26 protein-coding genes are annotated in these 26,338 nt (G+C 58.3%); 13 read left to right on the top strand and 13 right to left on the bottom strand.

The features are described from left to right. Positions 1-47: 47 nt before the first annotated feature. The 3 genes from rcdA to AC27VJ_RS14005 all read right to left on the bottom strand — a co-directional run bounded on the left by rcdA (position 48) and on the right by AC27VJ_RS14005 (position 2,387). On the bottom strand, positions 48-563 hold the full coding sequence (rcdA, locus tag AC27VJ_RS14015; protein WP_488684545.1) for a protease adaptor protein RcdA: 516 nt from the start codon (positions 561-563) through the stop codon (positions 48-50). 355 nt (positions 564-918) lie between these two features. After that, the gene (locus tag AC27VJ_RS14010; RefSeq protein ID WP_113089425.1) at positions 919-1,113 is read right to left on the bottom strand and encodes a DUF1192 domain-containing protein; all 195 of its coding nucleotides are present in this window, start codon (positions 1,111-1,113) and stop codon (positions 919-921) included. Continuing rightward, complete coding sequence (locus tag AC27VJ_RS14005) at positions 1,110-2,387, bottom strand: MFS transporter (RefSeq protein ID WP_113089424.1); 1,278 nt, start codon at positions 2,385-2,387, stop codon at positions 1,110-1,112. Before AC27VJ_RS14005 ends, AC27VJ_RS14010 begins: the two co-directional genes overlap by 4 nt. A 295-nt stretch (positions 2,388-2,682) precedes the next feature. On the opposite strand from AC27VJ_RS14005, the gene AC27VJ_RS14000 reads away from it, so the two are divergent. Then, positions 2,683-2,838 carry a hypothetical protein gene (locus AC27VJ_RS14000; RefSeq protein ID WP_488684544.1) on the top strand — a complete coding sequence of 52 codons (156 nt, stop codon included), beginning with the start codon at positions 2,683-2,685 and terminating at the stop codon, positions 2,836-2,838. Positions 2,839-2,989: 151 nt separating this feature from the next. On the opposite strand, the gene AC27VJ_RS13995 is transcribed toward AC27VJ_RS14000, so the two are convergent. From AC27VJ_RS13995 to AC27VJ_RS13975, 5 genes are all read right to left on the bottom strand, one after another. Continuing rightward, entirely contained in the window at positions 2,990-4,021 is a 1,032-nt protein-coding gene (locus tag AC27VJ_RS13995; RefSeq protein WP_488684543.1) for a peptidoglycan -binding protein, read from the bottom strand. A 2-nt stretch (positions 4,022-4,023) separates the two neighbouring features. After that, on the bottom strand, positions 4,024-5,043 hold the full coding sequence (locus AC27VJ_RS13990) for a flagellar motor protein MotA (protein ID WP_488684542.1): 1,020 nt from the start codon (positions 5,041-5,043) through the stop codon (positions 4,024-4,026). Between the two features lie 211 nt (positions 5,044-5,254). Next, positions 5,255-6,055 carry an inositol monophosphatase family protein gene (locus AC27VJ_RS13985; protein WP_488684541.1) on the bottom strand — a complete coding sequence of 267 codons (801 nt, stop codon included), beginning with the start codon at positions 6,053-6,055 and terminating at the stop codon, positions 5,255-5,257. A gap of 140 nt (positions 6,056-6,195) precedes the next feature. Next, the gene (locus AC27VJ_RS13980) at positions 6,196-7,392 is read right to left on the bottom strand and encodes a tetratricopeptide repeat protein (RefSeq protein ID WP_488684540.1); all 1,197 of its coding nucleotides are present in this window, start codon (positions 7,390-7,392) and stop codon (positions 6,196-6,198) included. Positions 7,393-7,400: 8 nt separating this feature from the next. Continuing rightward, positions 7,401-8,054: a thiamine phosphate synthase gene (locus AC27VJ_RS13975; protein ID WP_488684539.1), complete on the bottom strand. Its 654-nt coding sequence runs from the start codon at positions 8,052-8,054 to the stop codon at positions 7,401-7,403. A 106-nt stretch (positions 8,055-8,160) separates the two neighbouring features. On the opposite strand from AC27VJ_RS13975, the gene AC27VJ_RS13970 reads away from it, so the two are divergent. Further along, on the top strand, positions 8,161-8,928 hold the full coding sequence (locus AC27VJ_RS13970; RefSeq protein ID WP_488684538.1) for a sulfite exporter TauE/SafE family protein: 768 nt from the start codon (positions 8,161-8,163) through the stop codon (positions 8,926-8,928). A gap of 100 nt (positions 8,929-9,028) precedes the next feature. Here the strand turns inward: AC27VJ_RS13970 and AC27VJ_RS13965 are convergent, their stop codons facing one another. After that, a complete protein-coding gene (locus AC27VJ_RS13965) occupies positions 9,029-9,205 on the bottom strand; it encodes a YdcH family protein (RefSeq protein WP_488684537.1) in 177 nt (58 codons plus the stop codon). 234 nt (positions 9,206-9,439) lie between these two features. Here AC27VJ_RS13965 and AC27VJ_RS13960 point away from each other — a divergent pair, with 234 nt between their 5' ends. The 5 genes from AC27VJ_RS13960 (at position 9,440) to AC27VJ_RS13940 (ending at position 12,226) form a co-directional block, all read left to right on the top strand. Next, entirely contained in the window at positions 9,440-9,643 is a 204-nt protein-coding gene (locus AC27VJ_RS13960; protein ID WP_067650819.1) for a YdcH family protein, read from the top strand. Between the two features lie 46 nt (positions 9,644-9,689). Further along, the gene (gene purE, locus AC27VJ_RS13955; protein ID WP_045228442.1) at positions 9,690-10,157 is read left to right on the top strand and encodes a 5-(carboxyamino)imidazole ribonucleotide mutase; all 468 of its coding nucleotides are present in this window, start codon (positions 9,690-9,692) and stop codon (positions 10,155-10,157) included. Continuing rightward, entirely contained in the window at positions 10,154-11,245 is a 1,092-nt protein-coding gene (locus tag AC27VJ_RS13950; RefSeq protein WP_488684536.1) for a 5-(carboxyamino)imidazole ribonucleotide synthase, read from the top strand. Before purE ends, AC27VJ_RS13950 begins: the two co-directional genes overlap by 4 nt. Positions 11,246-11,372: 127 nt before the next feature. Beyond that, positions 11,373-11,498, top strand: coding sequence for a type B 50S ribosomal protein L36 (gene ykgO / locus AC27VJ_RS13945; RefSeq protein WP_062584498.1), 126 nt, complete (start codon positions 11,373-11,375; stop codon positions 11,496-11,498). A gap of 101 nt (positions 11,499-11,599) precedes the next feature. After that, positions 11,600-12,226, top strand: coding sequence for a tetratricopeptide repeat protein (locus AC27VJ_RS13940; RefSeq protein WP_488684535.1), 627 nt, complete (start codon positions 11,600-11,602; stop codon positions 12,224-12,226). Between the two features lie 20 nt (positions 12,227-12,246). Here the strand turns inward: AC27VJ_RS13940 and AC27VJ_RS13935 are convergent, their stop codons facing one another. Continuing rightward, positions 12,247-13,242, bottom strand: a complete 996-nt coding sequence (locus AC27VJ_RS13935) for a KpsF/GutQ family sugar-phosphate isomerase (protein WP_488684534.1) — start codon at positions 13,240-13,242, stop codon at positions 12,247-12,249. Between the two features lie 159 nt (positions 13,243-13,401). On the opposite strand from AC27VJ_RS13935, the gene AC27VJ_RS13930 reads away from it, so the two are divergent. Then, positions 13,402-14,919: a surface lipoprotein assembly modifier gene (locus AC27VJ_RS13930; RefSeq protein WP_488684533.1), complete on the top strand. Its 1,518-nt coding sequence runs from the start codon at positions 13,402-13,404 to the stop codon at positions 14,917-14,919. Between the two features lie 214 nt (positions 14,920-15,133). On the opposite strand, the gene galU is transcribed toward AC27VJ_RS13930, so the two are convergent. After that, entirely contained in the window at positions 15,134-16,021 is an 888-nt protein-coding gene (galU, locus tag AC27VJ_RS13925; protein ID WP_353577770.1) for a UTP--glucose-1-phosphate uridylyltransferase GalU, read from the bottom strand. A gap of 198 nt (positions 16,022-16,219) precedes the next feature. Here galU and AC27VJ_RS13920 point away from each other — a divergent pair, with 198 nt between their 5' ends. From AC27VJ_RS13920 to AC27VJ_RS13900, 5 genes are all read left to right on the top strand, one after another. Continuing rightward, positions 16,220-17,455, top strand: coding sequence for a lytic murein transglycosylase (locus tag AC27VJ_RS13920; protein WP_488684532.1), 1,236 nt, complete (start codon positions 16,220-16,222; stop codon positions 17,453-17,455). A 62-nt stretch (positions 17,456-17,517) separates the two neighbouring features. Further along, entirely contained in the window at positions 17,518-18,852 is a 1,335-nt protein-coding gene (locus tag AC27VJ_RS13915) for an SGNH/GDSL hydrolase family protein (RefSeq protein ID WP_488684531.1), read from the top strand. Between the two features lie 58 nt (positions 18,853-18,910). Then, positions 18,911-19,195, top strand: coding sequence for a toxin-antitoxin system TumE family protein (locus AC27VJ_RS13910; protein ID WP_488684530.1), 285 nt, complete (start codon positions 18,911-18,913; stop codon positions 19,193-19,195). After that, complete coding sequence (locus tag AC27VJ_RS13905; protein ID WP_488684529.1) at positions 19,192-19,572, top strand: HVO_A0114 family putative DNA-binding protein; 381 nt, start codon at positions 19,192-19,194, stop codon at positions 19,570-19,572. The genes AC27VJ_RS13910 and AC27VJ_RS13905 overlap by 4 nt, the downstream gene beginning before the upstream one ends. Before the next feature lie 104 nt (positions 19,573-19,676). Further along, positions 19,677-19,856, top strand: a complete 180-nt coding sequence (locus AC27VJ_RS13900; RefSeq protein WP_488684528.1) for a hypothetical protein — start codon at positions 19,677-19,679, stop codon at positions 19,854-19,856. 81 nt (positions 19,857-19,937) lie between these two features. Here the strand turns inward: AC27VJ_RS13900 and AC27VJ_RS13895 are convergent, their stop codons facing one another. Together AC27VJ_RS13895 and gltB are read right to left on the bottom strand one after the other, a co-directional pair. Continuing rightward, positions 19,938-21,395, bottom strand: a complete 1,458-nt coding sequence (locus AC27VJ_RS13895; protein ID WP_488684527.1) for a glutamate synthase subunit beta — start codon at positions 21,393-21,395, stop codon at positions 19,938-19,940. A gap of 181 nt (positions 21,396-21,576) precedes the next feature. Beyond that, a complete protein-coding gene (gene gltB, locus AC27VJ_RS13890) occupies positions 21,577-26,319 on the bottom strand; it encodes a glutamate synthase large subunit (protein WP_488684526.1) in 4,743 nt (1,580 codons plus the stop codon). Positions 26,320-26,338: the final 19 nt, after the last annotated feature.

The following is a 26,338-nucleotide window of genomic DNA, read 5'->3' as shown; positions in this document are numbered from 1 at the left end:
AAAAGCAGGCGGAAGCCTGCTTTCATCATTCGCAATTTGACTGAAACTCAGTTGCCGGCAAAAGCCGTGCGCAGCAGGTTGAGCTGGGCCTGAACGCTGTTCTCGTTATCAGGAACCTTCGCAGCTTCCGTCGGACGATAGATTTCGCGGTCAAGAAGGGCAACGCGGTTCTGGAGGCGGAGCGAACGCTCGACCAGATCACGGAAGGATTCCGGCAGGTCGTTCCAGCCCGGTGCGTTGCGATCGACGTTGAAGTTGTCGAGGCGGACCTTGTTCTTCTCGCTGAGAACCTGGTCGCGGCTCATCTCGCCATTGTTGACGGCGCGCTGGAGAAGAAGCCAGGATGCCATCTGCATCAGGCGGGTGGTGAGGCGCATGGATTCCGCTGCGTAGAGAACCGATGCCATGCGGGGCAGAACCTTGGAGGCGGCGCGTCCGGAACCGTCCAGATAGGTCGCCGTTTCCTCCACCAAAGTCATACCCTCAGAATAGAGAGTCTTAAATTGGTTGGATGCTGCAGCACGGCCAGCAAAACTGATGGTATTCAAAACCTGTTCTGACATTTTTCCAAATCCTGCTTACGCACCATACTACTGGCAACGGGATAGAGGCTTAATAGTTCCGGCCTCTTTGTATTTTCAGGATGATATCAATAACGCAAATGCGCAAGCTGATTATTAAAGAAAGGTTAATACCCACAGTTTTGGCAATATTGTTAAGGGATAAAAAAAGAGCCGCAAAAGCGGCTCTCAAGGTAAAACAGGGAGAAAAATCAGACCAATTCGCCGATAGGAGAAACTGCCTGAGGTCCAGAAGAACTGGACATGTATAGTAATCGCTCAAAAAGCTTAATTTTTCGTTAATGGTAAACGAAAAGCTGCACCGCGCCGTAACGTTAATGAAGCGTTTCTTGCCGCCTCAAGACCGAAAAAGGCTTTCTGCGGCCTTGCGACCTGCGGACTTCTTCTCACGCTCGGCTTCCAGCCTTTTGATCTCGGTTTGTAGAATAGCGATGCGACCGGTCAGTTCGTCTACGGAAAGCAGGCTGAGATCGCCACCCACTACGTGAGTCGTGGCCTGCTGTTTCAGCGGTTCTTCTTCGAAAACACTCATATGCCAGCTCCTTTTTCCAGTTCCGCCTCGTCCTCGGGATAGTGAGGTGCGCGCGGGTCGAGCGACACGCTTTCAGGCGTCGCCAGCGGTGCTGCGGCTGCCGTGGAGAAGTTATCCTTCTCTGCCGTTGGCAGGGCTGCACGTTGCCTGGAGCGGAATATAGCATAAGCGCTGATGAGAAGGTGGGAAACCGCCGTGACCATGAACAGGGCATAGGGGCCGAAGGAGGTCATGATCGGGCCGCCAAGCGTGGGGCCGATAATGGTGCCAATACCATAGAGCAGCAACAGGCCGCCGGAGACTTTGACGAAGTCTTCCGAAGAGGCGAAGTCGTTGGCGTGGGCAACCGCAATCGGGTAGAGCGCATTGGCGGCTGCACCATAAACCGCGATCATACCGATCAGCATATACACATGGCTCGGCTGGATGAGCGTGACGGCAAGACCCGCAAAAGCCGCGACCCCCGAGAGTCCAGCCAGCACGAAACGACGGTCGATACGGTCGGACAGCTTTCCGGCCGGAAACTGCGCCAGCGCGCCGATGAAGATGGTGACACTGACCATGATGGCAATCGTCGTCGGGTCCAGCCCGGCGCGGGCACCGAACACGGCACCCAGCGTGCCGTAAGCACCGTTGGCAATGCCGATCAGCAAAATGCCGACGAAAGACACAGGCGACGTTCGGTAAAGGGCGGGCAAATCGAGCTTCACCTTTTTCAAAGGCTGCGGACTTTCCGCCTTGGACAGCATGGCGGGCATGATGGCGACGCAATAGATGATGGCGCAGACCATGAAGAGCGACGTGCCGCTGACCGTACCAAAGGGAACAACGAGCTGACCTGCGACGACGCCGAACAGCGTGATGGCGATGTAGAGCGAGAAAATTGCGCCCCGGCTTTCATTGGTGGCGCGTTCGTTCAGCCAGCTTTCGATGATCATCGACGTCCCGGCAGTGCAGAAGCCGGTGAGCGCGCGCAACGTGACCCAGGCAACGTCATCGATGAACAGACCGGTCAAAAGCACGGTCAGGCAGATGAGGGCGACGAAACTGCCAAAAGCGCGAATATGGCCCGCACGCCGCACGATGGCCGGTGCTACAAAGCAACCGATAACAAATCCCGCCGCCCATGAGGTGCCGAGGAAGCCGAGAACTTCGTTGGAATACCCTTCCGCCGATCCCCGCACGGGAAGCAGAAGGCCTTGCAGGCCATTGCCCAGAAACAGAAACAAGGTGCTGGATAAAAGAGCGAATACGGGTAGAAGGTTTCTGCTCATAAGCCACTCTCATGCTAAGCGATTCAAGGTGTAGATCTAAGTCGACGACGCGCGAATAGGTTGCCGGTCATTGGTGAACATTAAAAATGTCCAGCCTGTGACGCTGGTTCAATAAAGCCAAAAGGTTTAGAGTCTTTCGGGAGCAAATGAAACCATTCTACGGGGCATATTTCCATCAGGATCAGAGACGCTCGTCTCGACCATATCTGCGGATATGCTCTTCACCAATCACCTCTGCCCTGCCGAAAATCTGCTCCCGCAGAACGGTTTTATCTGCCCCAGAAAGGCTCTAACGATGACGAAAGCAATCGGGCTTTTTCTGCTTCTGGCCATGTGCATCCAGCTCATCCGCCCGCTCGGCCTGCCGGGGCTTCGCAAGCGCGGGGATTGCTGGAAGATCGCCATTGCTGCCTTCGTGATCTGGACGCTGGTGCTGTTGTTGCGGCCTTAAAGGCGAGCAAATATAGAAGCCGTACTTCCATCCTCATGCTGAAGCGCTTTGGCCAGAAATCAAAGCATACTCCCCAAGACCGCAACCCTCGTCTTTCGAGGGTCGCTTCGCTCCCGCCTCAGGATGGGGATTGCTACCGAAGCAGCATCCCCTACCGCTCCGTCAGCTTCAACTCGATCCGCCGGTTCTGCGAGCGTGCTTCCGGCGTGTCACCCTCGGCCAGCGGCTGATATTCCCCGAAGCCTGCGGCAACAAGCCGGTTGGCGGGCACGCCTTTGGAGATGAGGTATTTCACGACGGAAGTCGCGCGGGCTGAGGAGAGTTCCCAGTTGTCGCGGAAGCGTCCGGAGCCGGAGAGTTGGACGTTGTCTGTGTGGCCATCCACGCGCAGTACCCAGTTGATCTCCGCCGGGATTTCCTTGGCGAGATCGATGATGGCAGTGGCAAGCTTTGCCATTTCGGCCTGGCCTTCCGGGTTCAGGTCGTTGCCGCCCGAGGGGAAAAGCACTTCGGACTGAAAGACGAAGCGGTCGCCGACGATGCGGATGTTTTCGCGGTCGGACAGGATTTCCCGCAGGCGCCCGAAGAAATCCGAACGGTAGCGGTTGAGTTCCTGCACGCGCTGCGCCAGCGCCACGTTGAGGCGACGACCAAGGTCGGCGATTTTGACCTGCGAGGAGGAATCCTTGGCTTCGGATGCCTGCAAGGCAGCTTCCACCGATGATATCTGGGCACGAAGGGCCGCGATCTGCTGGTTCAGAAGATCGATCTGGGCCGAGGCCCGCTGACCGGCCTGACGCGCATCTTCGAGTTCACCCGACAATTGGCCCACACGCGCATTGGCGGCGGAACTGTTACCAGCACCTGAATCGAGCAGCGATTGCAGGCGCGAGCGTTCGCTTTCCGACACGGCGAGCGTGGATTGCAGGTTGGCCAGCGTGTCCTCGATATCCTGCTTACTGCCCTTCTCCAGTGCCAGCAATTCAGTGAGTTCCGAAATCTGGTTGTTCAGCCTGTTCAGCACCTCATCCTTGCCGGAAATTTCCCGCGAGAGGATGAACTGCGCCAGCACGAAAACCGTGAGCAGGAACATGATGGCCATAAGCAGGGTCGACAAGGCATCAACGAAGCCCGGCCAGTAATCGACACCCCGGTCGCGGCGGCGGTTGCGCGCAAGCGCCATAATCACTCGCTCCCGTTATCGTGGCGGATGGGACGGGGGGCAGTTTTCTGCTCGGCATCAATGCGGGCAGAAAGACGGTCGAGCGTGCGCCGCAGCGCCCGCGATTCCTCCTGCTGTGCCTCGATCCAGTCGCGCAACATCTGCTGCTCGCCGCGCATATTCTTGACCAGCCCCTGAATTCCCTCTGCAAGGCTGGTCATGGCAGCCAGCGACCGCTCGGTGCCAACGGTGCCGTAACCGCTGCCACGCGCCTCGCCGCTCGCATCCGTGCCCGGATCGGTCACGGAAGACAGCCAGTTTTCCAGTTCCGTATAAAAGCGGTTCTGTGCGCGACCGGCCTGCAAATCCAGAAAGCCAAGAATGAGCGAGCCGGAGAGACCGAGAAGTGACGAGGAAAACGCCGTGCCCATGCCGGAGAGCGGTGCCGTCAGACCGGATTTCAGCGAAGAAAGAATATCGGTGCTATCGCCCGCCGTGGGGTCCAGCCCCTGAATGACATCACTGATGGCACCAATCGTACCGATCAGGCCCCAGAAGGTGCCGAGCAGGCCGAGAAACACCAGAAGGCCGATGAGGTAACGGGACGTATCGCGCGATTCGTCCAGCCGCGTGGCGATGGAATCGAGGATGGAGCGCTGCGTGACAGTGGAGAGGCGCACCTCACCACGCTTGCCGATGACGGAGCGCATGGGTGCCAGGAGCTTCGGCGAGCGGCCTGCCTTGTCCACCGTGCCGGCGGCCTGAAAACCGTTGAACCAGCGCACTTCCGGGCGGAGCGAGAGGATTTGCGTGAAAACCAGAATGATGCCGATGACCAGAACGCCGAGAATGAAGCCGTTGAGGCCCGGATTGGTCATGAAAGCAGTCTGTGCCTGCCGGAAGAGAATGGCGGCAAGAAAGGCGACGATGATGAGGAAGATGACCATCGTCCACAAAAACGGCGTGGGGCTCGACAGCTTGTGATGATATTGTTTCGTCACCGGTTTTTCGATGCCAACATCGAGCCGTTCCGTATCCGCCATAATTCTCATTCCCTCTGGCATTGCCGCAACGCCCGCGCGAAAACCTTGAAGGGTTTATGGCAGGCGTGATCGCGGTTCCGACCGGAAGCTAGTAGAAAATTACGACGAATTGAAGTGAAAAGCCGGTAAGGCAGCAAGGCTTTTTACACCTTATGTCAAGAGAGGCGTTTCAAGGCACCTCTCTTGCAGTTTATTCAGCGAAAAACCGACCTTAGCGGCCAGGAACAGGGCGGTTGACGATTTCCATCAGCGCTTTGTGGATATATTCATTTCCGGCAACGACGTTGCCCTGGTTGAGAATATCCTGCTGTCCGCTCATCTCGCTGACGAAGCCACCCGCTTCACGGATGATGATGAGACCAGCGGCCATGTCCCATGGTGCAAGATCGGTTTCCCAATAACCGTCCAGACGGCCAGCGGCGACGTAAGCAAGGTCGAGCGAAGCGGCACCGAAGCGGCGCACACCGGCGACTTCACCCATGACGTGGCGAAGCTCGACCAGGAATTTGCCGTGATTGCCACGTCCCAGATGCGGCACGCCGCAACTGACGACACAATCGGTGATCTGCTTGCGGGCTGCCACGCGAATGCGGCGATCATTGAGGAACGCGCCAAAACCACGCTCAGCGGTGAAGAGTTCGTCGGTGGCAGGATTGAAGATCACACCGGCCACGACTTCGCCATTGCGCTCCAGCGCGATGGAAACGGCGAACTGCGGAATGCCGTGGAGGAAGTTGGTGGTGCCATCCAGGGGATCGACGATCCAGCGATGCGCGCCGTCAGAACCCTTTTCCTCGCCGCCTTCTTCGCCCAGAAAGTCATAGGTCGGGCGGGCCTTCATCAGCTCGTCACGGACAATTTTCTCGGCTTTAATATCTGCCTGCGAAACGAAATCGCCGGGGCCTTTGACCGAAACCTGAAGGTTCTGCACTTCACCGAAGTCACGCGCCAAAGATTTTCCCGCCTTGAGCGCGGCCTGAACCATGACATTGAGAAGGGCTGAACGGGCCATGAAGATGTTCCTGAAAGGTGGCTGAACCTGCTAGCCAAAAGTCTGGCAGGCACGCAGATATGGTTTCTGATGGAAAGTTTGCGGTTCAAGACCACAAAACGCGCTGCAATTCAAGGCAAAAAGCCGTAAACCGCCTTGGCTCAGGCCGGGCGGAAGCGGTTAGCGGCCTCGATGGCCTTTTTCTGCTGTTCCTCTTCGATGCCGAGATAGAAATCCTCAAGGCCCGGGTCTTTGAGGCCCGCGCGGCGTGACAGCACATACCATTTGGCCGCTTCGACAGGATCAGGCTTGGTGCCGAGCGCCTGAATATAGAGATGCGCAACCTTGTTCTGGGCAACGACATTGCCGCGCTGGGCGGCACCGTAGAGCCAGCGGAAACCCTCTTCCAGGTTGCGCTCACCACCGACACCATTGACCAGCCAGATGCCGAGATCGACCTGCGCCGTGTCGAAACCGGCCTTCGCCGCACGGGTCAGCCAATCGCGGGCTTTCGCCTTTTTATCGGCGGGAATGTCTTTGAGGTTCCAGTAGATTTGCGACACGGCATATTGCGCGTCGGCAATGCCCTTTTCGGCGGATTTTTCATAAAACGGCAGGGCGGCATGCAAACCGGCAGGTCCGGGGGTCTGTGAGACGAGGATTTGCGCCCAGTTGAACTCCGCCTCGCCATTGCCCGCTTCCGCTGCGCGGCGCATGTAGTCGTCGGCCAGCGTCTTGTCGTGCTTGACGACTTTGCCTTCCATCAACAGCAAGGCATATTTGAACATGGCAACGGCATCGCCGCCCTTTGCCCCCTGCTCGTACCAGAAGGCTGCGGTTTTATCGTCACGGGCAATGCCGAAGCCGCGCGACATCATTTCGGCGACAAGTGTCTGAGCGACGGCGTCACCGTTCTGGGCGCGGGCCAGCGCCTTGTCCAGCGCTTGCACATATTCGCCGCGCTGGTAGTGGCCGTAAGCCTCATCGACCTTGCCGGTAAATTTCTTCTCGGGCGGAAGAGCGGGAAGATCGGCACCCATGCGCTGGTAGACATTGACGCCTCCAGATGGCTGCAAATCCTTCTGCTCTTCAGAAATCACTCGCCCCTTGCGGATTGGTTCCGCATTCTCATCCGACGGGCGCGACAGCACCTCCGGGCCAGCCGGAGCCGCGGGGCCAAAATCCGTATCGTCTTCCGTCGGTGTCACATCGCCTGCCGGGGCCTGATTCTCAAGACCGGGCAAAAGAGCCGGCTGCTGCGGCTGCGGGTTTTGCGCCAACACCACATGCGGCATCGCTGCCCAGACGATGGCAAGGGCAGAGACGGACAAACGAAAAGACAAAGAGCGAGCGATCATCGCCTGTATCAACCGCCAAACCGTGGCGCTTTTTCGTCAAGCAACGCATTCGCTTCTGCAACCGCCTGGGCGGCCCCACCGACATGGCTGAATACGGCCAGACGAAGCGCCACGAATTCCACACCGGTTTCGGCAACGGGAACAACAGAGGCGACATCCGAACCGCCCATGACGATGGCCGGAATTTCGATCATCGAAGCCCACCATTCGCCAAGCGCGAGGTTCTTGGGGTGCGCTTCCGGCTTGATATCGCCTTCCAGCTTGCCGAAGAACATGTAATCGGGCGTACACTCGCCCTGCTCCAGCGCCTTGTGGCGATCATCCGCATTGCCGCCGCCAACAATCAGCTTGGGTGAAAAATTCTCCACGGCTTCGGAAAGCGCCTCGGCATTGCCGACGACGTGCAGGCCATCTGCCTTGGAACGGCTTGCAGCACGGCTGTCGCCTGCCACCAGCGCTGCAGCACCGGCTTCCTGAACGATCGGAACTAGCGTCTCGACCAGTTTCTGGAAAGCGCCATCATCCAGCCCATATTGCGGAATGATGACGGAGGCGACGTCGCCGCCGCGCAGCGCATCTTCCAGAGTCTTGGCCTGATTTGCAGCATCGTCGTTTGCTGGAACGATCAGAACGAGGCGGCAGCGATCTTCAGGTGCACTCATCGAATTATCCATTTTCCGCAGAGAGGACGCTTCGCGCGCAATCTGCACTCGTTTTCATGTTCTAATTCCGATAGACCGGACAGGCGAAAGGATCAACTGTCCATCCATGCTGACTGATTTCCATTTCTTTCTCGTCGCCATTCCCGCAGTCATCCTCGTCGGCCTTTCCAAGGGCGGGCTGGGCGGCGCTTTGGCATTGATGGGCGTGCCTTTGATGGCGCTCGCCGTGCCGCCGGTACAGGCCGCCGCGATCTTTCTGCCCATTCTGGTGGTGATGGATATTGTGGCGCTGATTGCCTGGCGCAAATATAACCATCGCCAGACCCTGCTGATCATGCTTCCCGGCGCCATTGCCGGAATAACGCTGGGCTGGGCGATGTCGAGCATGATTTCGCCGGATGCGATGCGCCTCGTTGTGGCAAGCGTGACGATCATTTTCGTCCTGCGCTATTTCTACGAGGCCTTCAAAACCGCTCGCGGCGCACAGGAAACACCCGCGAAAGGACAACGTCCGGTCCTGGCCACCATCTGGTCCAGTCTTTCGGGTTACGCAAGCTTCGTGGCCCATGCGGGTGGCCCGCCCTTCCAGATTTACGTGCTGCCGCTAAAACTGGACCCGAAGGTCTATACCGGCATGAGCGTTCGCTTTTTCGCGATCATGAACGCCATCAAACTCATACCCTATTTCGCCCTTGGCGCGCTGGACGCGACCAATCTGACAACATCCGCCATGCTGTTGCCGGTGGCCATGATTGCGACCTTTGCCGGGGCAAAAGTCGTGAAATACATGAAACCAGCCGTGTTCTACCCGCTGATGTACGCCATGGCCTTCATGGCGGCGCTGAAACTTTTATGGGACGGACTGCCAATCTGAGACCCGTAATCCCTAGACATCAAAAGGCCCTGATCGCGAGAGCAACCAGGGCCGAATTTTCAAGCCGCTTCAATCGTGAAGCTGGCAGACATTTTGTCAATTAATGCCTTGTCGAGGCCTGTAGCCTCTGCATCTCATCCTTCAGGCGCAGTTTTTTGCGTTTCAAGTCCACAATCTGCTGATCATCTGAGGAGGGGGAAGCAAGAATATCTTCGAGCTCCTCCTCAAGAGCACCGTGTTTCTTTTCGAGCGATGCAATATGAGCCTGAATGGTCATGCGGCACGTCCTTCCTTGTTGAACCTACCTCCAGCGCTCCATCGCTGGAGTTTCAGGTTTACGACGGCAATGTGACATGGAACGCCGCGATTGTCGAAGGAGGAATCAAGGCAATAGTTGGGCAAAATGGTCGCAAGGGAAACTTCCCGTTACCGTGATTTGGTGGTACAGGCACGAAGACCGACAACAAAATGGCCGGATAGCGGTCCGGTTGTATCATATGGGGATAGAGAGATGCCCGATCAGGACCATGCTGATGTTCGGCTTGCGCTGGCAAGACTGCGGCAAGAGCACGAAGACTACGATGCGGCAATCAATGCGATGATCCAGACCAACTGCGAAGCATTGCGCATTCAACGCATGAAAAAGAAAAAGCTGGTCATCAAGGACAAGATGACCCAGATCGAAGACCAGATCATCCCCGATATCATTGCCTGAGACGGAGAGACCGTTGAGCACAGAGACACCGCCCGTCGCCATCATCATGGGAAGCCAGTCCGACTGGGAAACCATGAAAAACGCCGCCGATACGCTGGACGCGCTTGATGTGGAATATGAAGCGCGCATCATTTCCGCCCACCGCACACCAGAGCGGATGTTCAGCTTTGCCAGCGGTGCACGCGACGAAGGCTTCAAGGTCATCATCGCGGGTGCCGGTGGTGCGGCCCACCTTCCGGGCATGACGGCGGCGCTGACGCCACTGCCGGTGTTCGGTGTTCCCGTGCAATCCAAAACCATGTCCGGGCAGGACAGTCTCTATTCCATCGTGCAGATGCCCGCCGGCATTCCCGTTGGCACGCTTGCCATCGGCAGAGCCGGTGCAATCAACGCAGCCCTTCTGGCCGCTGCGGTTCTGGCGCTCTCTGACGAAGATCTGGCCGACCGGCTGGATGAATATCGCGCCCGCCAGACGGCGGCCATTGCCGAATACCCCATGGACACCCCGCAATGAAGTCTGGAACCATCGGCATTATCGGTGGCGGCCAGCTTGGCCGCATGCTGGCCATGGCGGCTGCCCGCCTCAACTTCCGCACCATCGTTCTGGAGCCACAGGCCGACTGTCCGGCATCGCAGGTCTGCAACCGCCAGATCGTTGCTGCCTATGACGACGAAAAAGCGCTGGCGGAACTCGCAAGCGTTTGCGATGTCGTAACCTATGAATTCGAGAACGTGCCCGTCGTCGCCGCGCAGACGCTGGCCGCTTCCGTTCCCGTCTATCCACCGGCACAGGCCTTGAATGCCTCGCAGGACCGGTTGACGGAAAAGCGGTTCCTCAATGATTGCGGCATTCCCACCGCCGATTTCCGTCAGGTGGACGATCAGGCCGGGCTGGAAGCAGCGCTTTCCGATTTTGGCGGCAAGGGCGTGCTGAAGACCCGCCGCATGGGATATGATGGCAAGGGCCAGCGCGTGTTCAAGGGCGGCGAAGACCTGACCGGTGCATTCGACGCGCTGGGCGGCGTGCCGCTGATCCTCGAAAGCTTCGTGGCCTTCGAGCGTGAAGTCTCCATCATTGCCGCACGTTTTCAGGACGGCACTGTCACCTGCTACGACCCGGCGGAAAACGTGCATCTAGGCGGCATTCTACACACGTCCACTGTCCCGGCACAGCTTTCAGAGCAGGCAACGTCGGTGGCCACGGAATCAGCTGAAAAGCTGTTGGCCGCGCTGGATTATGTCGGTGTCGTCGGCATCGAGTTCTTCGTCCTGCCGGATGGATTGCTGGTGGCCAACGAGATGGCGCCGCGCGTGCACAATACCGGGCACTGGACGGAAGCCGCCTGTGTGGTTTCGCAGTTTGAGCAGCATATTCGCGCCGTGGCCGGGCTTTCACCCGGCGCAACCCATCGTCATTCCGATTGCGTCATGACCAATCTGATCGGTGACGACATAAATGACGTGCCGCAATGGCTTTCGAAAATTGATTGCCTCGTGCATCTCTACGGCAAGACCGAAGCGCGTGCGGGCCGCAAGATGGGCCACGTCACACAGCTGACGAACCCCGGAAAACCAAGTCTTTCCCGGCAAAAGACTCCTTGACGTGTTGACAGGCAAAGACTGACGAGGTATTTGCCTGCCAACCGAAAAAGGCGCGCCCTCGTAGCGCGCTTTTGATTGTTTAGCTACGCGTGGCAAAAGACGTCGCGCCAAACTGCGGACCAGAAAAATGAAGATCAAGAACTCGCTCAAAGCGCTTAAGGCCCGTCACCGCGATAACCGTCTGGTTCGCCGCAAGGGCCGCGTCTACATCATCAACAAGCTGAACCCACGCTTCAAGGCTCGTCAGGGCTGATCGTGGATCGCAAGGCGTTCCGTCTGCTAAAGGCGGATCACATTGTTGATAGCATACAGAATTTGATTCCATAATTGGCGCAGGCGGATTACTCTATTCGCATGCGCCAATTTCATTTCCACGCCCTTTTCGCTGCCGTGCTTGGCCTGACCGCCTTGACCTCCGCCGGTTTTTCTCCGCTTCACGCCGCAGAGCCCGTGACGGAAACCAAAGCTGGTAACAGCGCGGCACAGCCGCAAGCGATCCCCGGTGATTCTGTCGGCAACCTGTTTGCCAATCTGAAGAAAGAGCGTGACGCCCAGAAAGCGCGCGTGATCGCCAACGAAATCGTCGGCGAATGGAATGATTCCGGCAGTGCCACCATCAATCTTTTGATGAAGTGGTCCGAAGAGGCCGCCGACGAGAAACGTAAGGCCGCAGCTTACGATTTTCTCGATCAGGCGATTCTGCTCGATCCGGACTACGCCCAGGCCTGGTATCGTCGCGCGCTCGTCCATTTTGCCGATGGCGACACCCGCAAGGCCATGTCGGACCTCAACCAGACTCTGGAAAAAGAGCCGCGCTATTTCCCGGCGCTGGCAAGCCTAGCCAATATTCTCGAAAGCACGGAGCGCAACGAACTGGCGCTGAAAGTCTGGGAGCAATATCTGGCGCTCTACCCGGCAGATAAGGAAGCGCAGAAGGAAGCCAGCGACCTTTCAGAAAAGCTCGCCGGAACACGCAGCTAACCTGTAGTGATGAGTGGCGGTTACGCCACGCCGATGCGCAATAGATCGTGGAAATGCACGAGGCCGATAGGGCGGTTGTCTTCATCCACCACGATCAGTGCACCGATGTGATGCTTTTCAAGCGTCGCCAGGGCTGCCGTTGCCAGCACGCTTTTCGCCACCGTCTTCGGCTTCGTGGTCATGATGTCATCGACAACCAATTCAGAGAGATTGCGCGTCAGATTACGCGCCATATCACCCTCGGTGACGATGCCGCAGAGACGCCCGTCATCATCCAGCACCGCAACGCAGCCGAAATGTTTGCGCGCCAGAACGCCGATGGCTTCCTGCATGGAGGTGCCCTTTGGCACCAGCGGCAGACGCTCACCCGTGTGCATGATATCGCCAACCAGCGCAAGGCTCGCACCCAGCTTGCCGCCGGGATGGAACACGCGGAAATCACCGGCGGTAAAACTGCGCGCTTCAAGCAGCGCAATCGCCAGTGCATCGCCAAGAGCCAGCTGCATCATGGTCGATGTCGTCGGAGCCAGACCATGCGGGCAGGCTTCCTGCTCATCCGGCACCAGCAGAACGATATCCGATGACTTGGCAAGCGAGCCCTGCTCGGCGCAGGTCAGCGCAATCAGCGGAATGGAAAAACGGCGCGTATAATTGATGATGCTGCGAAGCTCGGCACTTTCACCACCCTTGGAGATGGCCAGCACCACATCATTGCCGCCGATCATGCCCAGATCGCCATGATTGGCTTCCGCCGCATGCACGAAAAAGGCAGGCGTTCCTGTCGATGCAAAGGTGGCGGCGAGCTTGGAGCCGATATGCCCGCTTTTGCCGACACCGGTAATGATCAGCCGGCCATCGGACTTGCCGATGACATCAATTGCCTTGCAAAAATCATCGCCCAGCGTGCCCATCAGCGCTTTTTCCAGCGCGATCAGACCGTTTTTTTCGATGGAAACGGTCCGCAAAGCGGATTCGATGGCGTGGTTTTCAACCAGTGTGACAGCTCTCGTAATCATGTCCGGACAGATACTCTTTTCGGCAAAATATGTCTATCCGGCAAAACTGCCAGCAAGGCCGATAAATACATCCGGCCTTTGCAGGCGCGGTCAACAAGTTATTAACCCTATGCTTTTACTTTCGGGTAACGATTTGAACAGACCCAGGTAACAGCAAGCATGGTTCATCAGAGCACCGCAAGACGTCTAATGACGTGGCGGAAAGCAGCCACTCTGCTGCTGGCCTGTACCATGCTGTGCCCTGCGGCATTGAGTTTCGCGCAATCCACCACCCCGCCAGCGGCCACGAGTACGCCCCGAACGCTGACCAGCGCCGACCCCTATCTTGGCCAGAACGATCTTTCCGTTATCGATCCCGACAGCGTCAGCCGCCAGCCGGTTACGCCCGCTGAGCCCACTGCTGCGGACGCGGTCACCACCGGCAGCCTGCGCACCACATCCAATCTGAACGAAGACATTTCGCAGCCGAGTGATGAGGCGACGGTCAATTACGAAGACCCGCAAAACCCCTATGAACCGACCGTCGATGGCGGCGAGAACGTCACGGTCAACGACCCGACCCAGACGCCCGGCATTCGCATCGGCACGCTGACGCTGCGCCCCTCCATCAGCCAGACGGTGAACCATGAAAGCAAGTCGTTCCCTGGCGGATCGACCAGCCGCGATTATCTGACGACGGGCATTCGCGGAACGCTGACCAGTGACTGGGCCCGCCACGCTTTGACCATCACCGGCGACGGTGCCTACCAGCGCAACCTGGGTGGCAGTAGTGCTGGCGAAGAGCCGACCGCCAATATCGCCGCCGACCTGCGTCTCGATCTCGGCGATGGCACGCAAGCCAATTTGACGGCGGGCTATGCCTTCAGCCGTGAGGACACCAATGATCCGAACGCCGTTTCCGGCGCGTCCGTGCAGGGCGGCGAACATATTTTCACCGGCGGCGCGTCCGTCGAGCGCAATGTCGGCATCCTCAAAGCGCTCGCCGCGCTCGACCTGTCGCGCACCGTCTATACGGATGCCAAAGGCATAAACGGCCAATCGATTAGCCTCAGCGACCGCGACCGTTACGGCGCTGGCTTGCGTGGCCGGTTGGGTTACGAGCTTTCCCCTGCCCTCATACCTTTTCTGGAAGCGACGGCGTCGCTCACCAATTATGACCAGACGCGGGACAATACCGGCTATGAGCGCTCGTCCCAGACCTATGGTGCAAAGGTCGGCGCGCAGATCGATCTCGGCGAAAAGCTGAAGGGCGAAGCTGCCGTCGGCTATCTGCGCAAGGAATATGACGACAACCGCTTGTCCGCCATCAATGCTCTGTCGCTGGACAGCACGCTCGTCTGGTCACCGCAACGCGGCACCGATGTCAGCCTTGGCCTGCGCACCACCATCGAAGATTTCGCGGGCGGCCCCATCGGCGGCTGGATTTCGCGTGAACTGATCGTCGGTCTGACCCAGCAATTGCGTAGCGATCTGGTGGCCAAACTGACCGCCGGTCTGGAGCGCCGCTCCTACCTCACCTCTTCTATCGAGGACCAGACGGAATATGCGCTGGGCGCTGGACTGACCTGGAGCATCAACCGCTACCTCGATCTGACCACCGACATCACCTACGAAACCACGCCCGTGACCGACAACAGCACATGGCGGATCGGCGCGGGTCTGACCCTGAAGCGCTAAAACGAAAAATCCCGGCACGAGGCCGGGATTCAGGGAAGACACAGCTTCAACTCTTGCTGGACGTCATCCTCGGCCTTGTGCCGAGGATCTAACGAACCACAAGATCCGACGTGGTCAGATCCTCGGGACAAGCCCGAGGATGACGGAGATTCTGGATGCTGCCATATGAACCCAGTCCCCTGTGCGGTCTGGATTGCGGTCAGGCGGCAACCAATCACTTCAAGCGGCTAACCAGCGCCTTCAACGGCTCTTCGATGGACGGGCGAATGTCTGCACGTTCCAGAGCGAAGGCCAGATTGGCGAGAATGAAGCCGTCCTTGGCGCCGCAGTCGAAGGTTTCGCCATCGAAGCGGTAACCGGCAAATTCCTGGCTCTTGGCAAGCGAGAGCATGCCGTCCGTCAGCTGGATTTCGTTACCGGCACCACGTTCCTGATTTTCGAGAATGTCGAAAATTTCAGGCTGCAGAATGTAGCGGCCGTTGATGTAGAAGTTCGATGGCGCTGTTCCCTTGGCAGGCTTTTCCACCATTTCGGTGATCTTGAAGCCTTCGCCAACGGTTTCGCCAACACCGACGATGCCGTATTTATGCGTCTGGTCCGGCGCGCATTCCTGCACCGCAATCACGTTGCCGCCGGTCTGGTCGTAAAGATCGACCATGCCCTTGAGGCAGCTTTTCTGCGAATGCATGATCATGTCAGGCAAGAGCACAGCGAACGGCTCGTCGCCGACGATATCGCGTGCGCACCATACCGCGTGGCCAAGGCCGAGCGGCACCTGCTGGCGCGTGAAGCTGGCCGTGCCCGCCTTGGGCAAAAGTCCGGCAAGCAGGGTCAGTTCGGCATTCTTGTTGCGCTCACGCAACATCTGCTCCAGTTCGAACTGAATGTCGAAGTAGTCTTCGATCACCGCTTTTCCACGACCTGTTACGAACACGAAATGCTCGATACCGGCCTCAGCGGCTTCATCCACCACATATTGGATGACCGGCTTGTCGACCACGGTCAGCATTTCCTTCGGAACAGCCTTTGTTGCAGGCAGGAAACGCGTTCCAAGACCCGCCACCGGGAAAACCGCTTTCCGAATTTTCTTCTGTTCTACCACACATTCCTCCTGAGAGACTCAACTGGATCAAAACTCGCCCACGACTTTGTTATGTCAAAAGTGGCAAACTTTTGTAAAGAGTGACGTTACCTTTGGTTAATGGTAAAGAATTTGTTGACTTTGAGTTGGTATTACATCGTGAAGCCCGATGCGTATCTCGCAATCGAAATGAAATTCGAGAGAAACGAAAGACTGCCGATGAAAAAGCTGATCCTTTCCCCCATCCGCTCGTACGTCCGCAAATTTGGCTGCATGGCATTTGCGGGTATCGCGATTGCCCTTGCGCCTGCACCCGCCAATGCGGATGCCGGTTTCCGACAGTGGATCAACCAGTTTTATGCCACGGCCGCCAAGGAAGGCATCAGCCAGTCCACCTACCAGAAGGCATTTGCCGGTGTGACCGAGCCGGACCCGGACGCCCTGCGCAAAGCCACCTTCCAGCCCGAATTCACCACCCAGATCTGGGATTACGTCGATAGCCGCGTGAACCCTTACACGGTGCGGATCGGCCGTGAAATGAAGATGAAGCATGCCACCACGCTCAACTGGATCGAGCGGAACTTCAAGGTGGACAAGCACATCATCCTCGCCATCTGGTCGATGGAATCCAATTACGGTGCGGTTTTGGAAAAGCCGGAACGCCTGCACAACATTCCGCAGGCGCTGGCAACGCTTGCCTATTCCGACCCCAAGCGCGGCAAATTTGCCCGCACACAGCTGATTGCAGCGCTTAAGATTCTTCAAAATGGCGACGTGACGCCAAAGCAACTGACCGGCTCCTGGGCTGGCGCCATGGGCCACACGCAGTTCATTCCCACCAGCTACCTGCTTTACGCGGTGGATGCGGATGGCAATGGCAAGCGCGACATCTGGCACTCCATTCCGGACGCCTTGGCGACCGCTGCTAACCTGCTGGCCAAGAATGGCTGGGAGCCAGGCAGAACCTGGGGTTATGAAACGGCTGTTCCCAATGGCGGCGCACGCTATGAGGGCCAGACGAAATCCATGGCCGAATGGCAGAAGCTGGGCTTCGCCCGCCCCAATGGCAAGGGCTTTCCACGCGGCTCCGACCGCGCCATGCTGAAGATGCAGGGCGGATCCAATGGCCCCGGCTTCCTGATGACGAAGAACTTCTTCACCATCAAGAAATACAATGCCTCCGACAGCTACGCGCTGGCCGTTGGTCTGCTGGCAGACGAGATCGCCGGTTTTGGCGGCATGCAGCAATCCTGGCCACGTCCGGAAAACACGCTCGACATCAAGGAAAAATTCGAGCTGCAGACGCGCATGAAGGAACTTGGCTATTATGATGGTGAGGTCGATGGCAATTTCGGCTCCGGCTCCAAGGCTGCCATCAGCGCCATCCAGAAGCGCATGGGCATGGAAAACGACGGCGAACCATCCCGCAGGCTGCTGCGCGCCCTGCGCAATTGACAGGACCCGCGGGCGGGACCAGAATTAGAAAAACATAAAGAACCGTCCGGGAGGTTCACGCCGTGGTGAAGATTACGATTGGCAATATGCCGAGCAACGGAGCCGGTCGTCTCGTATCGAAAGAGGACAAGCGCTCCTCAGTCATCCTCGGGTTCGCCCCGAGGATCGGCACTCCATGGGCAGCAAGCTTCAGGCTATTTACACGGCGTGGCGCGGCGGTGGCCCTCTCGCTTGTCATCTGCCTGCCTATCGTTTCCGATAACGCATATGCGCAGGACGCCAGAGAGCGGCGCACCCTGTTCGACATGCTGTTTGGCGGCCCGAATATGCGGGATGACCGCATGTATGCACCCGACCGCAGCCAGCCGAGAATGCGCAGACAGCAGCCGCCAAGGGACAGCCGCGCCGTCATTCGCCCGCAAACACCACGCAAGACCCCATCCGTGGTGCAGATGCGCACGACACCGCCAGCCCCGGTGGAAAAGCTGGAAAATGCCCGCCGCGTTCTGGTCATCGGTGACTTTCTCGCGGGCGGCATGGGCGAAGCGCTGGTCTCCACCTTCCAGAGCTCACCTGCCATCACCGTGGATGTCCGCTCCAACGGCTCTTCAGGCCTTGTCCGCACGGATTATTACGACTGGTTCGCCAACCTGCCGCAATTCCTGAAAGAAACCAGCCCGGCCACCATCGTCATCATGATGGGCTCCAACGATCGCCAGCAGATGGTGATTGGCGACACTAAGGAAAAATACGGCAGCGATATCTGGTTCAAGGAATATGAGCGCCGCATCGATGCGCTTATCGCGCTCGCCAAGCGCCAACAGGTGCCCGTCCTCTGGGTCGGCCTGCCAGCCTTCCAGTCTCCATCGCTCACCGCAGACTTCGTCGGCTTCAACCGCCTTTACCGCAGCCATATTGAAAAGGCGGGCGGCGAATTCGTGGATGTCTGGGACGGCTTCGTGGATGAGGCGGGTAAATTCGTAACGACAGGCTACGACGTCAACGGTCAGCAAGCGCGCCTGCGCGAAGCCGATGGCATCGGCATGACCCAGGCCGGCAAGCAGAAGCTCGCCTTCTATGTGGAAAAATTCGTCCGCCGCCATCTGGATGGCGCAGGCCCCGACCTGATGAAGCTAGACGGCAGCAACCTGCCCGCCCTCACCTCGCTTCCAGCGCTTGGCATCGACGCCCAACAAGTCCGCACCCAGCCCATCAGCCTGACAGACCCTGACCTCGACGGCGGAGACGTCCTGCTAGGCGGCAAAACGCCCCCCAAACTCACCGTCACCGAATCCCCCCGCGAAAAGCTCACCAAACGCGGCCTGATGGACGACGCCCCACTTGGCCGCGTGGATGATTACCGCATGCCAGCCCCTGCTGAGACCGCGGCGAAGTAGAACCGCAATCTAAAAATCGCATTGACTCTTCACACTTCATGTTGGCATAATTGCCAACATGAAGGCCGAAAAATTGCTGCATGGCAAACGCATTTTACGAGACGGCTCGATCATTGAAATGATCGTCTGGAAGCTGCCATCACCCGTTATTGGAAGTGAGCACATTTACAAATACCGCTTATTTTTCGGCAAAAACGGAGTGCGTATTGTTTGCTTCGACAATGAGCGCGGAAAAGGCGATCATTGTCACCTGGATGGCCGCGAAAAACCCTACGCATTCACAAGCGTTGAACAATTGCGAAACGATTTTCTCGCAGAAGTAACGAAGAGGCTGACGTCATGAACAAAGCACTCATTCAAATCCGGAAAGATGATGATGAACTCGCGGCAATCGCGGATATGGGCAAACGGTTCGTGGATGCCTGGAAAACCGGAACGCGACAGGAACCAGTCTCTGTCTTGACCTTCTCGTCACCGGCCCAACTCTTCAGTGTTATCTCGCCGAAACGATGGGAACTCATCGAGAAATTGCAAAAGATTGGGCCGAGTACGATCAGAGGGGTCGCCCGTTCCCTGGAGCGGGATGTAAAGCGTGTTCACGAGGATATCTCCTCTCTTATGGAATGGGGACTCGTTGAAAAAAACGAAAGCGAACTAATCTTTGTGCCATTCGATGAAATAGAAGCCGATTTCGTGCTGAAAGCATCGAAAGCGGCCTGATCCTTCATCACGAAATATTAAAGCCGGAACGATCCCTAGGCGGCTAATGTTAACTCCGCGCGAGGCATGACGCCTCGAAATGATGGATATGAGGAGTAAACATCATGGCCCACCAAGGTGGTACACACGAGCAGCATGGCAAAGCTGGTCAAAAATCCGGCAAAACCAGCGACACCAAAAGCGCATCATCCACTTCCGGCGCTGACATGAAGAGCGGCAAACAAGGCGGCTCTCACGACCAGCAGATGAAGGCCGGTCAGCAGAGCCACAAAGACAAGCATTGATTTTTTCGTTTGAATGATCCCCGTTTGTTGGCGGGATCATAGTGAGAACAAAAGGCGGCCATTTGGCCGCCTTTGTCATATTCAGCGCGGCAGCACGGAGCTGCCCATCAAGGCTTCATCGATGGCGCGCGCTGCCTGACGGCCTTCTCGGATGGCCCATACGACGAGCGACTGGCCACGGCGGACGTCGCCTGCGACCCACATCTTGTCGACCGAGGTCTTGTAGTCCTTGTCATTGGCAACGACGTTGGTGGAGCCGCGACGGTCGGTGTTGAGCGTCAGCTTTCCGTCCATCTCTTTCAAAACGCCATCGGTGGCAGGGCCGGAGAAACCGATGGCGATGAAAGCGAGATCGGCCTTGATGATGAATTCCGTGCCAGCAATCGGCTTGCGGCGATCATCCACCTGGCAGCACTTCACGCCTGTCAGCACGCCATCCTCGTCACCGACGAATTCGAGCGTCGCGACCTGGAATTCGCGGGCGGCACCTTCTGCCTGCGAGGAGGACGTACGCATCTTGGTGGCCCAATAGGGCCAGACGGCGAGCTTGTCTTCCTTCTCAGGCGGCATTGGGCGGATGTCGAGCTGGGTGACCTTGACCGCACCCTGACGGAACGCCGTGCCGACGCAGTCCGATGCCGTATCGCCACCACCGACGACGACGACATGCTTGCCACCGGCCAGGATAGGGTCCGATGGCCAACCAACGCTGTCGATGTTTTCGCGACCAACGCGGCGGTTCTGCTGCACGAGATAGGGCATGGCATCGTGAACGCCATGGAATTCCGTGCCGCCAATGCCAGCCGGACGCGGTGTTTCCGAGCCGCCACAATAAAGCACGGCATCATGGTCGGCGAGCAGTGTTTCGACCGTCATATCGACACCGACATTGACGCCGTAATGGAAGGTGACGCCCTCGCCCTTGATCTGCTCGACACGGCGGTCGATGAAGTTCTTCTCCATCTTGAAGTCTGGAATACCATAGCGAAGCAAGCCGCCGGCCTTGGATTCACGCTCGAAGACGTGGACATCATGGCCCGCACGACCCAACTGCTGGGCAGCGGCCAAACCGGACGGGCCCGAACCGATGATCGCGACCTTCTTGCCGGTGTGAACCGTTGCAGGCTTCGGCACGATGAAGCCAAGCTCATAGGCCTTGTCGGCAATGGCCTGCTCGACCGTCTTGATCGCAACCGGTGCATCTTCGAGGTTCAGCGTGCAGGCTTCCTCGCAGGGTGCGGGACAGACACGGCCGGTGAACTCCGGGAAGTTGTTGGTGGAATGAAGGTTGCGGATCGCCTCTTCCCAGTTGTTGTTATAGACCAGATCGTTCCAGTCGGGGATCTGGTTGTGAACCGGGCAACCGGTCGGGCCATGGCAATAGGGAATGCCACAGTCCATGCAGCGCGCCGCCTGCTTCTGCACTTCCGGGTCCGACATGGGAATGGTGAATTCCCGGAAATGGCGAATACGATCCGACGCCGGCTGATACTTGCCAACCTGACGATCGATCTCCAGAAAACCTGTAACCTTGCCCATGTTATATCCTCACATCAAAGCAGGGCACCCGTCGGGCCCCAGTACCAATAAGCGCCGCCCACGGCTGCTCCCAGTACGATGAACTCAAGTCTGATCTCGCCATTCGCCCAATACGTCGCCGCAGGAACGGCGACCGCAATTATCAACGAGATCAGTCGGTGTAGTGTTCTCATGCGGCGGATTACTCCGCCGCCACGCCCATCTTCATCCGTTCCATATCCTCAAGCGCACGGCGGTATTCGACCGGCATGACCTTGCGGAATTTCGGGCGGAACTCGCTCCAGCGGTCGAGGATGTCCTTGGCGCGGTTGGAGTTGGTGTAGTGGAAGTGGTTGGAGATCATCTGGTAGAGGCGCTCCTCGTCGTGGCGCGTCATGTCTTCGGAGACGTCCACACGTCCCTTGTGCATGAGGTCGCCGCCGTGATGGTGCAGCTTTTCCAGCATGTCGTCTTCTTCCGGCACCGGCTCCAGCTCGACCATGGCCATGTTGCACCGCTTGGCGAAATCGCCCTGCTCATCCAACACATAGGCCACGCCACCGGACATGCCAGCTGCGAAGTTGCGGCCTGTTTCACCCAAGACAACGACGATACCGCCCGTCATATATTCGCAGCCATGGTCGCCCACGCCTTCGACAACGGCGATGGCACCGGAGTTGCGCACGGCGAAACGTTCACCCGCCACGCCACGGAAATAGCACTCGCCGGTGATGGCACCATAAAGAACGGTGTTGCCAACGATGATCGAGTTTTCCGCAACGATACGGGCATTTTCCGGCGGACGGACGATGATACGGCCACCTGACAGACCCTTGCCGACATAGTCGTTGCCGTCGCCCACCAGATCGAAGGTGATGCCGCAGGCAAGGAACGCGCCGAAGGACTGACCAGCCGTGCCGCGCAGCAGCACGTGGATGGTATCGTCCTTCAGGCCCTTATGGCCCCAACGCTTAGCCAGCGCGCCCGAAAGCATCGCACCGGCAGAGCGGTCGACGTTCTTGATCGGTACTTCGAAAACAACCGGCTCGCGGTTTTCGAGAGATGGCATCGACTTCTCGATCAGCTTGCGATCAAGAATATCGTCAATCGGGTGCTTCTGGCGCTCGGTCCAGTAGGTGGCTTCCTTCGGCGCATCGACTTTGTGGAAGATACGGCTGAAATCGAGCCCCTTGGCCTTCCAGTGGGCGAGCATCTCATCCTTTTCGAGCAGTTCGGAAGCGCCGATGATCTCGTCCAACTTGGATACGCCAAGCGAGGCCAGGATTTCGCGCACTTCTTCGGCCACGAAGAAGAAGTAGTTGATGACGTGTTCCGGCGTGCCCTTGAAGCGTTTGCGCAGAACCGGATCCTGCGTGGCAACGCCCACCGGGCAGGTGTTGAGGTGGCACTTGCGCATCATGATGCAGCCAGCCGCAATCAGCGGAGCCGTTGCAAAGCCAAACTCGTCGGCTCCCAGCAACGCGCCGATGATGACATCGCGGCCCGTCTTCAAGCCACCATCCACTTGCAGCGCAATGCGCGAACGAAGACCGTTCATGACAAGCGTCTGCTGCGTTTCGGCAAGGCCGATTTCCCATGGAGAACCGGCGTGCTTGAGCGAGGTGAGCGGAGACGCACCCGTACCGCCATCGAAACCGGAGACGGTGATGTGGTCCGCACGCGCCTTGGCAACGCCAGCCGCAACCGTGCCGACGCCGACTTCGGAGACGAGCTTCACGGAAACATCAGCTTCCGGGTTGACGTTTTTCAGGTCGTAGATCAGCTGCGCCAGATCTTCGATGGAATAGATGTCATGGTGCGGTGGCGGCGAGATGAGGCCGACGCCCGGTGTGGAGTGGCGGGTCTTGGCAACCGTTGCATCCACCTTGTGGCCGGGCAGCTGTCCGCCTTCGCCGGGCTTGGCACCCTGCGCGACCTTGATCTGCAGCATATCGGCATTGACGAGATATTCCGTCGTTACACCGAAGCGACCGGATGCGATCTGCTTGATGGCGGAGCGTTCCGGGTTCTGCTGACCGTTCAGCAGCGGCAGGTAACGGTCGGATTCTTCGCCGCCCTCACCCGTGTTCGACTTACCGCCGATACGGTTCATGGCAATGGCGAGCGTCGTGTGCGCTTCGCGGCTGATGGAGCCGAAGGACATGGCACCAGTGGAGAAGCGCTTGACGATTTCGACGGCAGGTTCGACCTCATCGACAGAGATCGGCTTGCGGCCCAGCGCTTCTGCACCCTTCACCTTGAACAGACCGCGAATGGTGTTCATGCGCAGGTTGGTGTCGTTCACCATCTCCGCGAATTCGCGGTAACGCTCCTGGCTGTTGCCACGCACGGCGTGCTGCAGGGTGGCAACCGCATCCGGGCTCCAGGCATGGCTTTCGCCACGCATGCGGTAGGCATATTCACCACCAATATCCAGCGTGCTGGCGAGGATCGGGTCCTTGCCGAAGGCGTCTGTGTGACGCGATACGGTTTCCTCGGCAATTTCCGTCAGGCCAACGCCTTCGATTTGCGTGGCGGTGCCGAAGAAATATTGCTCGATGAACTCAGAGGACAGACCGATGGCGTCGAAAATCTGCGCGCCGCAATACGATTGGTAAGTGGAAATGCCCATCTTGGACATGACCTTGAGAATGCCCTTACCGACTGCCTTGATGTAGCGATAGACGACTTCATCGTCGGAGACTTCCTTCGGAAACGCATTGTGCTTGTGCATATCCAGAAGCGTATCGAAGGCGAGATAGGGGTTGATGGCTTCGGCACCATAACCGGCTAGCAGGCAGAAATGGTGCACTTCGCGCGGCTCGCCGGTTTCGACGACGAGGCCGACCGAGGTGCGCAGACCCTTGCGGATGAGGTGGTGGTGGACGGCAGCGGTTGCCAGCAGCGCGGGGATCGCGATACGGTCAGGCCCGAGCTGACGGTCGGAGAGAACGATGATGTTGTAACCGCCGCGAACAGCGGATTCCGCACGCTCGCACAGGCGGTCCAGCATTTCGGGCATGCCTTCGGCACCGCGCTCCACATCATAGGTGAAGTCCAGCGTCTTGGTATCGAAGCGGTCTTCCGTGTGGCCGATGGAGCGGATCTTTTCCAGATCGCCATTGGTCAGGATAGGCTGGCGCACTTCCAGACGCTTGGCGCGGGCGGCACCTTCGTGGTCGAGAATGTTCGGGCGCGGACCGATAAAAGACACCAGGCTCATCACCAGCTCTTCGCGGATCGGGTCGATCGGCGGGTTGGTGACCTGCGCGAAGTTCTGCTTGAAATAGGTGTAAAGCAGCTTCGACTTGGACGACATGGCCGAAATCGGCGTATCCGTGCCCATAGAGCCGATGGCTTCCTGACCGGTGGTGGCCATGGGCGACATCAGCAACTTGGTGTCTTCGCTGGTATAACCAAAGGCCTGCTGACGGTCGAGCAGCGACACGTCACGACGCAGCGCGCGCGGCTCGACGGGCTTCAGGTCTTCCAGGATCAGCTGGGTGCGGTCCAGCCATGTGCGGTAAGGATGCTTGGCGGCAAGCTCGTGCTTGACGTCCTCGTCGGAAACGATGGAGCCCTTTTCCATGTCGATCAACAGCATCTTGCCCGGCTGCAAGCGCCACTTCTTGATAATGCGCTCCTCCGGCACCGGCAAGGTGCCAGCTTCGGACGCCATGATGATGCGGTCATCGTCGGTGACGAGGTAACGGGCTGGACGCAGGCCGTTACGGTCCAGCGTCGCGCCAATCTGCTTGCCATCGGTAAAGGCAACGGCAGCCGGGCCATCCCATGGCTCCATCAGCGCTGCGTGGTATTCGTAGAATGCCTTGCGTTCCGGCGACATGGATTGGTTGCCAGCCCACGCCTCGGGGATCAGCATCATCACGGCATGCGCCATGGAGTAGCCGCCGCGCACGAGGAATTCGAGCGCGTTATCGAAGCAGGCGGTGTCCGACTGTCCTTCATAGGAAATCGGCCAGAGCTTGGAAATGTCTTCGCCGAACAGCGGCGAGGCAACGGAAGCCTGACGCGCCGCCATCCAGTTGACATTGCCGCGCAGCGTGTTGATTTCGCCGTTATGGGCAACCATGCGGTATGGGTGTGCCAGCTTCCAGGATGGGAAGGTGTTGGTCGAGAAACGCTGGTGGACGAGCGCCACGGCAGACTCGAAGCGCGGATCGGCCAGGTCCTTATAATAGGCGCCGACCTGATAGGCCAGGAACATGCCCTTGTAGACGATGGTCGAAGACGACAGCGAAACCGGGTAGAAATCCTGCGCTTCCTTGCCGCCGCCAGCGTCATAAATGCGGTTGGACAGAACCTTGCGGATCAGGAACAGCTGCCGCTCGAACTCGGCATTGGTCGCGGCATCACGGCCGGCACCAATGAAGACCTGAACATGGTGCGGCTCGGTCGCGGCAATGTCGGGCGCCTTGGAGAGCGAAGAGTTATCGACCGGCACATCTCGGAAACCGAGGAACTGCTGCCCCTCCTCGCCAATCACATCGATGATGACCTTCTTGTAGTGCTCGATCTGGGCTGCATCACGCGACATGAAGATATGGCCGACGGCATATTCGCCAGCCTTAGGCAGTGTTACGCCCTGCTTTGCCATTTCTTCGCGGAAGAACTTGTCGGGGATTTGCACCAGAATGCCCGCGCCATCGCCCATCAGGGGATCGGCACCGACAGCACCACGGTGGGTCAGGTTTTCGAGAATGAACAGGCCATCCTTGACGATCTGGTGGGACTTCTGACCCTTCATATGCGCCACGAAGCCGACGCCGCAGGCATCATGTTCCTTGCGCGGATCATAAAGACCCTGCTTTTCAGGCAGACCACCAATCGTTGCGCGCGGAGCAGCAGCCTGCGGCTGAGCGTCCGTCGGACAGTCGTTGGTCAACATCGCCGCGGCGTTTTCGCCTTCCAGCTTGATCGTCATGTTTCGTCCCTCCTGCAAC

This window comes from Agrobacterium sp. 20P9.1.2 (genome assembly GCF_057799395.1).
This window is presented reverse-complemented; position numbering and strand designations above follow the sequence as displayed.

Bases quoted from the DNA above. Each gene is read 5' to 3' on its own strand.
- rcdA (WP_488684545.1), bottom strand. From the start codon at position 563: ATGTCAGAACAGGTTTTGAATACCATCAGTTTTGCTGGCCGTGCTGCA.
- AC27VJ_RS14010 (WP_113089425.1), bottom strand. From the start codon at position 1,113: ATGAGTGTTTTCGAAGAAGAACCGCTGAAACAGCAGGCCACGACTCAC.
- AC27VJ_RS14005 (WP_113089424.1), bottom strand. From the start codon at position 2,387: ATGAGCAGAAACCTTCTACCCGTATTCGCTCTTTTATCCAGCACCTTG.
- AC27VJ_RS14000 (WP_488684544.1), top strand. From the start codon at position 2,683: ATGACGAAAGCAATCGGGCTTTTTCTGCTTCTGGCCATGTGCATCCAG.
- AC27VJ_RS13995 (WP_488684543.1), bottom strand. From the start codon at position 4,021: ATGGCGCTTGCGCGCAACCGCCGCCGCGACCGGGGTGTCGATTACTGG.
- AC27VJ_RS13990 (WP_488684542.1), bottom strand. From the start codon at position 5,043: ATGGCGGATACGGAACGGCTCGATGTTGGCATCGAAAAACCGGTGACG.
- AC27VJ_RS13985 (WP_488684541.1), bottom strand. From the start codon at position 6,055: ATGGCCCGTTCAGCCCTTCTCAATGTCATGGTTCAGGCCGCGCTCAAG.
- AC27VJ_RS13980 (WP_488684540.1), bottom strand. From the start codon at position 7,392: ATGATCGCTCGCTCTTTGTCTTTTCGTTTGTCCGTCTCTGCCCTTGCC.
- AC27VJ_RS13975 (WP_488684539.1), bottom strand. From the start codon at position 8,054: ATGAGTGCACCTGAAGATCGCTGCCGCCTCGTTCTGATCGTTCCAGCA.
- AC27VJ_RS13970 (WP_488684538.1), top strand. From the start codon at position 8,161: ATGCTGACTGATTTCCATTTCTTTCTCGTCGCCATTCCCGCAGTCATC.
- AC27VJ_RS13965 (WP_488684537.1), bottom strand. From the start codon at position 9,205: ATGACCATTCAGGCTCATATTGCATCGCTCGAAAAGAAACACGGTGCT.
- AC27VJ_RS13960 (WP_067650819.1), top strand. From the start codon at position 9,440: ATGCCCGATCAGGACCATGCTGATGTTCGGCTTGCGCTGGCAAGACTG.
- purE (WP_045228442.1), top strand. From the start codon at position 9,690: ATGGGAAGCCAGTCCGACTGGGAAACCATGAAAAACGCCGCCGATACG.
- AC27VJ_RS13950 (WP_488684536.1), top strand. From the start codon at position 10,154: ATGAAGTCTGGAACCATCGGCATTATCGGTGGCGGCCAGCTTGGCCGC.
- ykgO (WP_062584498.1), top strand. From the start codon at position 11,373: ATGAAGATCAAGAACTCGCTCAAAGCGCTTAAGGCCCGTCACCGCGAT.
- AC27VJ_RS13940 (WP_488684535.1), top strand. From the start codon at position 11,600: ATGCGCCAATTTCATTTCCACGCCCTTTTCGCTGCCGTGCTTGGCCTG.
- AC27VJ_RS13935 (WP_488684534.1), bottom strand. From the start codon at position 13,242: ATGATTACGAGAGCTGTCACACTGGTTGAAAACCACGCCATCGAATCC.
- AC27VJ_RS13930 (WP_488684533.1), top strand. From the start codon at position 13,402: ATGGTTCATCAGAGCACCGCAAGACGTCTAATGACGTGGCGGAAAGCA.
- AC27VJ_RS13920 (WP_488684532.1), top strand. From the start codon at position 16,220: ATGAAAAAGCTGATCCTTTCCCCCATCCGCTCGTACGTCCGCAAATTT.
- AC27VJ_RS13910 (WP_488684530.1), top strand. From the start codon at position 18,911: ATGAAGGCCGAAAAATTGCTGCATGGCAAACGCATTTTACGAGACGGC.
- AC27VJ_RS13905 (WP_488684529.1), top strand. From the start codon at position 19,192: ATGAACAAAGCACTCATTCAAATCCGGAAAGATGATGATGAACTCGCG.
- AC27VJ_RS13900 (WP_488684528.1), top strand. From the start codon at position 19,677: ATGGCCCACCAAGGTGGTACACACGAGCAGCATGGCAAAGCTGGTCAA.
- AC27VJ_RS13895 (WP_488684527.1), bottom strand. From the start codon at position 21,395: ATGGGCAAGGTTACAGGTTTTCTGGAGATCGATCGTCAGGTTGGCAAG.
- gltB (WP_488684526.1), bottom strand. From the start codon at position 26,319: ATGACGATCAAGCTGGAAGGCGAAAACGCCGCGGCGATGTTGACCAAC.